The following is an 8796-nucleotide window of genomic DNA, read 5'->3' as shown; positions in this document are numbered from 1 at the left end:
CCAATAAAGAGATTATTACATAAAATAAAGAAATAATTTAAAAGAATTTTAGAGAGTGTATAAATGATTTACACTCTCTTTTTTGTTGCATAAAACAGAAAGGATGGTGTAAATTAATATGTCAGAAAATAAACAATCAATACTAATTGGCATAAGATTTGATGATATTAATAAAGTAAAATCAAATCTTCAAAAACAATTAGATGGAATAAAAGGAATAAGTGCAAAAATTGATACTGCTTCATTGGACGTATCTAAAATACAAAGTAGTATACAAACTCAATTAAACAGTATGAATTTTATTATTAAAATGGGTAAAGTAGATGTAAGTGGAATTGATACGGTAATCAATAAAACTAAACAAGCTACACAAGAAGCACAACAATATAAAAATGTTATGGGCAAATCACTTAATATAGGTGATGGTGCAAAAGCATTTGATGATTTACAAAGACGTGCAAATGAGATTAGAAATACCGTTGATTCATTGGCTAAAATTAGTTTTAACACTACTAAAAATGGTGGAGTTAAAGACGCAACAATTACTTATACAGACAATATGGGTAAACTTGTAACTGAAACTATGAAGTGGAAACAAGTAATGAATGAAGCTGAGGGAGTAGTTAAGAATGTATTTACTACAACCAATGTTAAAGTTAGTGATAATGTTCAACAACTTGGAAAGTTAGAAGCTAAAATTGAATCTATTAAAACTAAAATGCAAAGTAAATTATCTACAGCTAATGCTATGGGTATAGACCCTGCACTAATAACTCAGCTACAAACTCAACTTAATAATATTAGTGTATCAACACCTATAAATAAAATAAACCAATTACAAACTCAAATCAATGCTTTGGGTAACAATGGTTCTACTAATATTAATAAATTACAAGGTGCTATAAATACCTTAAGCAATAGAGTTAATAATATTAAAGCTACAAAAATGGATATTATTAATAGTAATGATATTACTGAATTACAAAAAGCAGAAGCACATATTATAAATTTAAAACAATTATTATCTCAAGTAAAGTCTGGGAAAATTATTGATGGTAAAGTTATTAGTGCTGAGGTTTCTACTGCTAGAAATAGTGTAAATCAATTATCAAGTGCAATTAATAATGTTAAGGCAAATGCTTCATCATTAGGAACTATATTTAAAAGTGTATTTTCTTATGCTATTGGTGGTGGTGTAATATTTGCAGGACTAAACCAATTAAGGCAAGGTTTGAAAGACATTAAAAATATAGACGATAGTTTAAGGGATTTAAAGCGTGTAAGTTCAGATGTAGCAGATACTACATTAAATAACTTTGTTGGAAAAGCAAATGAGATGGGTATTTCTTTAGGTAGAACTACAGAAGATGCTATAACAGCAACAGCTACATTTAAGCAATTAGGATATTCATTTAAAGAAGCTTCCGAATATATGGCTAAGAATAGTTTGATATTATCAAATGTTGGAGATATGTCAGCGAGTGATAGTGCGAGTTCTTTAGTTAGTATTTTGAAGGGTTTCAAACTTGAAGCAAAAGATACTACAAAAGTAGTTGATATTTTAAATGAAACTGGAAATCGTTTCGCTTTGACCACAAAGGATTTGACTGAAGGTTTAAGAATTGGTGGTGCTTCACTTGCACTTGCAAATAATGATTTAGCACAATCAACCGCTTTAATCGCAACAGGAACTGAGGTGCTTAGGGATAGCAATATGGTAGCCAATGGACTCAAAACAATTTCGATGAGAATTCGAGGCGTAAAAGATGAGGAGGGCGAATTAGTTCCTACTATGAGAGAAGACCTCAAAAGTATAGCTGATATTGATATAAAAAATGTTAATGGTGGCTTTAAATCTACATATGAAATCGTCAAATCTCTTGGAGAAAAATGGAGTACGTTCTCAGATATTCAGAAAGCTAATTTAAGTGAGGAAATTGCAGGTAAAAATAGAGCTAATGTTTTCGCAGGATTGATGCAAAATTACCAACAATTGGATAAAGTATATCAAATGGTTGGACAAAGTGCAGGTAGTGCTCAGAAGGAACAAGAATCTTACATAAATGGTATTTCTGGAAAGCTTAATACATTTAAAGAAACTGTAAAAGCTACATGGATTAACTTAACTGATACAAATGGAATTAAATCATTATTAACTGGTACTACAAATGTAGTAGGTGGATTAAATGACATAATTAAAACATTTGGTGCTATGCCTACAGTAATAATGAGTGTTGTTGGAGCAATGACTATATTTAATACTAAATTTAGAGAGTCAATGACAATATATCAACCATCATTTCTAACTAATTTAACTGGTGGATTAAATAATTTAAAAGCTACATGGGCAGGAGTATCAAAAACAGCAACAGAGAATATAAGAACAACTAAACAAAATATAACTTATATGAATCAAATGGGTATGAACGCTAATTCTGCAAAAGTTCAATTAGCAGGATATCAAGTTCAATTAGGATTAGCTAATATGGCACAAAAAGCTTGTGCAGTAAGTGCAATGGCATTACAGATGGCTTTCTCAATGGGTCTATCACTAGCTATATCTTTTGCTATAAGTAAAGTAATGGAACTGGTTAATGCTCAAGAAAATTTAAAAAAATCTAATGAAGAAGCTATATCTAGTTATAAAACTGAAAAAGAAGCAATTACAAGTGCCACTAATTTATTAAAAGAAAAAAAAGATTTAGAAAATCAAATAAATTCTACTAATGAAGGTACTAAAGAAAATAAAGATTTAAAAGAAAAATTGTTAGAAGTTGAAAGACAATTAGCAACTGCATTACCTAATAGTACAACTCAATATGATGCACAAGGGAAAGCTATTGCAACCAGTAATAAACAAATTGAAGAACAAATAAAATTAAAGAAACAAGCAATGCTAAATGATACTTTAAAGCAATTAGATGATAATAATTCTGGAATGAGTAGTATAAGTTGGAGTCCTATGGATATTATCGGAAAAGGCACTAACATGGGTTATGGTGCAACAACTTTAGAGAGTATAGATGAAACTATAGAAAAATATAAGCAATTAAAAGAAGAAGCAAAAAAGGCATCGGAAGAAGCAACTACTTCTTTTGGAAAAAATAGTGCATTAGAAGATTTACAAAGATATAGTAAAATGCTTGATGAAGCAATGTCTAAAGATAGTCAATATAAAATATTGATAATGAATGCAATAGATGCGGGTAAAAGTACATCTGAATTAGCAGAAAGATTTGGAGTTAGTGAAGATGCAATCAAGCGTTATAGTAAATCTATAGAAGATAATACTGGAACACAAAAAGAAAACTCTAATGAATCTGAAAAAGTAGCTGATAAAACAAAAATTGTAGCTACAGCTATGAAGGAATTAAACTCTGGTACAGATATAAGCAAGGAGAGTTTAGAAGCATTACAAAAAGCATACCCTACAATGGGAATATCAGCAGAAAATGCAAAAGATAGTGTTCAAAAATTGAATGATGAAATTAGTAAAAATACAGCCGATGAACACGCTAAAGATATTCAAAAAGCTACTGAAGCATATGCAAAAGCTACTCAAGAGATTTCTAAATGTAATGGGTTTATTGATAGATTGAATAAATCACAAGCTATGACACCTGCAATTGCTAGTGCTATTAGTAAAGCCTACCCAGAAATTGGTGATAATATCAATAAAGTTGCTACAGCACAAGAGTTCTTAAATAAAAAAATAAAAGAAGAACAATTAGCACAGGCTTCGGCATATGAAGTAATGGAAGGGGATTCAGAACAATTTTACCAAAATAAGATTGCTTCAAATCAAGAATATCAAAATGCTTATAAAAATTTATTAAGTGCCTTTGTTTCGGACGGACAAAAAGCAGATGATATTGATTTTGGGAATTATCGTACATTAAATGAACTTAAACAAGGTACACAACATCAATTTGGTGTAGCTATAGAAAACTGGCTCGTATCATTCGTTGGGGAATCAGCTAAAGGATATGCTACAGATTTTGATAATTTTCGTTCGACAGCAGAGCAAAAAGCCAGTGTATTAAATAAGTTAAATCAAGAAATTAAGAAAATTAATTCTAATTTAGCAGGTGCTGAGGCACTCAAAGAAGGTATCGCAGAGAGACATAAATTTGATTTTCTTGGAACAGGAGACCCTAGAGTAAAAGGATTTGATGATGATGTTCTTAAGCAAGTAGATTCAAATGTAGATAAATGGAAAGCTAAAGCAAATGAATTAAATGGGGCAATTCAAGAAGTCGATACTAAGTTTAATGAATTTGGTGCTAGTATGAAAGGATTCTCTGGTGGTGGATTAGGTGGAACTTCTGACTTTAGTGGAACTGGAGGTTCTGATAAAAAAGGTAAAGAGAAAAAGGATTATACCCAAGAAATAAATGACCTTAAATCAGATATAACCCCAAACAGATATTTAGATTTAGAAAATGCAATTAAAGGTTATGATAGTGAATTAGAAGTAAATAAATCGCTTCAAGAGTCACTTGAAAAGGGTAGCAAAGAATATAGAGATTCACAACTTGAACAAATAGAGTTAGAAAAGCAAAAACAAATTGCTGTAGGTAAGTTGAACGATGAACAAAAGAAAGAATCTGAGGAAATGAAAACTAGATTAGCTAGTATGTCTTTCCAATTTGATGCTAATGGTAAATTAATCAACTCTCAACAACGTTTGTTAGAAATGCAAGAATCCATAAATGCCGAATCTGGGGACAGTGAAGAAGCCAAAAAGAAAAAAGAAAGTGACATTAAATGGCTAAAAGATTTACAAAAATATACAGAAGACTATACAAATTTAGTTGATGAGAAAATTCCAAAGGCTACTGCTGATTGGAATAAACTTGGAAATGAAATCCAAAGCACCACTAATGAAATGGAAAAAGCTGATGAAGATGCTTTAAAAAAACTTAGAGATGATTTAGTTAATGGATTGAAAAAGCAAAGAGAAAAAGAAAAAGAAGATAAACTTGAAAAATTAGACGACGAATATGATAAGAAAAAAGAGAAAATTCAGAAGGAGTATGACACAGAAAAGAAACGTCTTCAAGATGAAAAAGAAGCAGAACAAGAAAGCTATGAAAAAAGGATAAAAGCTTTAGAAAAACAAATATCTGATTTAGACGAAGCCAAAGAAGATAAAGCTGGAAAGTTAAAACTTTTACAGGCTGAATTTGAAGATTGGGGAAAAGATAACAGTTCATATGCACTAAAAAACAAAAATGACTTAGCAAAAGAAATTAAGGATTTACAAATTGATATTCAAAAAGATGCTTTAAACAAACAAAAAGATTCTTTAACAGAACAGAAAGAAAATAGTTCAAAGCATTTTGAAGATGAAATAAAAGAAACAGATGATTACTATAAAAAAGAATTAGATAATGCCCAAAAACATTATGATAGTATGAAAAAGAGAAAAGAAAAACATTATAAAGAGGATTTAGACGAAAAACAATTATATGCTGATGCTGACCTTATGATTACTGAAAAGAATTCAGATGCTATGTTAAAAGTATTAAATGATTCGTCAGAAAGCTATAAGGAAGTTGGAAGTCTTTGCGGAGAGAACTTTAAAGAGGCTTTTCTTAAAGAGATTGAAGAAGCTTTAGACGGATTACAAGATATAACTGGAATAAAAGCTAAGAAATCTTCATCATCTAGTAGTAAAAGTAAAGAAGTTAAAGTTGGTGATTCTGTAAAAGTATCTAATGGTAGTGGTGAAGTTATTGATAATCTTCAAAATGGTACTGCAATGTCAAGTAGTGGTTCATGGGGTCAATATAGTGGTGATAAGTTAAAAACTGTTGGATATAATAATGGTTATTTTAAAGTTGCTAATTCTGATGGTAATGTAGTTGGTTGGGCAAGACGTGACGATATAGCTAAGTTTGAAACAGGTGGTAGAACTCCAGACAATTTACCAAGTGAAGGTAAACAAGCTATTTTACATGGTGGAGAAAAGATATTAAATAAGCAAGAAACAGAAGACTGGAGCAATGCAGTTAAAGAGATTAACAATTTACCTGAGATGAACTCAAAATTTGATAAAATTTATGAATGGATTAAAAATAATGATGGAATAATGACACAATTATCAAGCACTTTTGCAGATTTGGGTAGGTGGAATATATCACCAAAAGTAACATCAATGGATTTAAATAGTTTAAGCAATAGAATTGTAAATAATAACAATAATTCTACTGGTGGAGATACTAGCAATGTTAAATTTGAAAATCATTTTAGCTTTACTGGTGGTTATACTGAAAAATCTGGAAATGATATTATGCAATTATTCAGTTCACAATTAGAGAATCTTGGTGGAAATAAAAGACGAGGATAAATTAAATATAAAATTTTAGGAAGGTTTTAATTAACCTTCCTTTTTTAGTTGTAATAATTACAACACTAGTGTTTACAACATGTTTACACTGTTTACTAACGTATACAAAAATATAAATTCAGAATAAAGGAGACGATATAAATGTCACAAGATATTAATTATTATGTACAAACAACTTATAGAAATGAACCACTATGGTTTACAAGAGAGGTTAATAAACCACATCATACGATGAGGATAGCAAAGTGTCACAGACTTAAAAATTATTTACATGGAACACATGAGGTATTAAATAGACAAGATACTGTATATAAAAATCAAAAGTTTACAGTTAGAAAAATAGTATTACATAATACTAAAACTATTTTAAATTTTCATTCAAATTACCTACTTGGGAAATCAACAACACTTACTGGGACTGAAAGTTTAGTGTCAGATATTCAATCCGTATATAATTACGGAAACTACAATTCTATTGATTGGGAACTAATGGACAAGATAGGAAAGTACGGAGATAGTTTTGAATATATTTATATAGATGATAGTGGAAATATTACATCTAAAGTATTTGATAGTGCTTGTTCTTATCCTGTTTTTGCTGATGATGGAACATACGTTGCATTTATTGAATATTGGACTAATAAAGAGAATATAAGTTATTGGAATGTATATTATCCAGATAGAGTTGAGGAATGGAGTAATGAAAGTTCTAATCCTTATAGTAAACCAGATGACACAGGAAAGGACGTAATTCATTATGACCCACATAGGATAGATAGTATAGAAAATAGTACAGGATTACCAATACATTACTTTAATCCTTCAGATTGGGACTTTAGAGAAGGGGAAGGTTTATTAGAATTAATTAAACCTATTCTGGACGAATTAGAGGATATTTATAGTAAGATGGGAGATAGTATTTATACACTTTCTTTAAGTCCAATATTATTAAATATAGGACAACCAATACAAGGTAGTGTTAAAAATAATGATTCTGTTGGCTATATGTTTACATCCGAATTAGGTGGTGATTTAAAATATGTAGCAAGTTCAATGGATTCTAATTCTATTAAGTTATATTTAAATGAAATACAGAATCAATTAAACTTTAATGCATATATGCCTAGTATATTAGGGGGTAATACTAATGTGGCTAATGTATCAGAAGTATCATTGCGTATGCTTTATCAATTGGCTGATGTATATGCAATGCTTAATGAAAGAGTAATGAGGAATGGATTTAATACAAGATTTAATGTTATTAGAAAGTTATTAGGTAGGAATGATAAGGGAGAATATATTAATGTAGAGTTTAATTATGCACGTCCTCAAAATGTTACTGAGACATTAGACAATATACAAAAGCAAGTTAAAATGGGTGCAATGTCTATTGAAACAGCAGTTGAGAAGTCACCATTAACACCAGATAAGACACAGGAGTTAGAGAGACTTAAAAAGGATAATAAAGGTAAGACAGATAATACCAATGTAGATACTAATGTAGTGAATAATGATACAGTAACAGCATAGGTAAGTAGTACATGGTATGATTATATGATATGATATAGTGTATAAGTATGTAGTATAATTGTATATTATTAATGTGTGTATGATGTAGTGAAAGCCTTGATATATAAAAGGTTTATGCGTTGTATATAGGTGTGATAATGTGATGGTTATATTAGGTACTAACACTATTGTATCATGTATTGTATGATGGTATAATATGGTTAGTAGTATAAGGTAATAAGATGTGATTGTATGTTGTATGTTAGATTCTTTATATAATCACAAAAAATAATAAAATTAGGGTTGACTGGGGTTCAATAATCGAACAAAATAGAACGACTGTTCGCATATGTTCAAAGGATGAACGTAATATAATAGTACAGATGTTCGCATGATATGGGTGCAATGTGGGGCGAATATGACACAAATTATTGAGAAATACATGGGAAATACTATACTTAATATTTATGCAATATTTATGCAGTTTATATAGAAAATCGTATGTTTTATACATTTCTTATGCAATATCTATGTATAATTTATATAGAATTTTATACATGCAGTGTATAGACTAGATATAGACTCATAGTTCGTATAAGTATATATTATACGAACTCAATAAAAGGTGGGAAATAATAGGCTGAAAATGAAGAGAATTTACAGTTTTGTTTCATAAATTTTTCAATTACCCCTGTTCAACAAATGAACGCCTATGAGATAACAAAACCACCCCCAGAAAAATTTCGGTTTTTATATGGATAAATATGGTATAATAAATTAATAATTGAATGAAAGGTTGTATGAATATGGCAGGTTGGATTCTTGTTTCAGTATTTGTAGGAATGTATTTATTTGATTCTTTTATTTACAAACCTATAAAAAACAAAAACAAAAATAATAATAAAACTTTAGCTGATTATTATAAAGATGAAGGA

2 protein-coding genes are annotated in these 8796 nt (G+C 29.7%); both read left to right on the top strand.

The genetic code is table 11. The features are described 5' to 3' along the window. Nucleotides 1-118: 118 nt before the first annotated feature. Entirely contained in the window at nucleotides 119-6352 is a 6234-nt protein-coding gene (locus tag CLPUN_RS02575) for a phage tail tape measure protein (protein ID WP_077845816.1), read from the top strand. 141 nt (nucleotides 6353-6493) lie between these two features. Then, nucleotides 6494-7882, top strand: a complete 1389-nt coding sequence (locus tag CLPUN_RS02570) for a phage portal protein (RefSeq protein ID WP_077845815.1) — start codon at nucleotides 6494-6496, stop codon at nucleotides 7880-7882. Nucleotides 7883-8796 lie beyond the last annotated feature (914 nt).

It is taken from the genome of Clostridium puniceum (assembly GCF_002006345.1).
Lineage (GTDB): Bacteria > Bacillota > Clostridia > Clostridiales > Clostridiaceae > Clostridium > Clostridium puniceum.
This window is presented reverse-complemented; position numbering and strand designations above follow the sequence as displayed.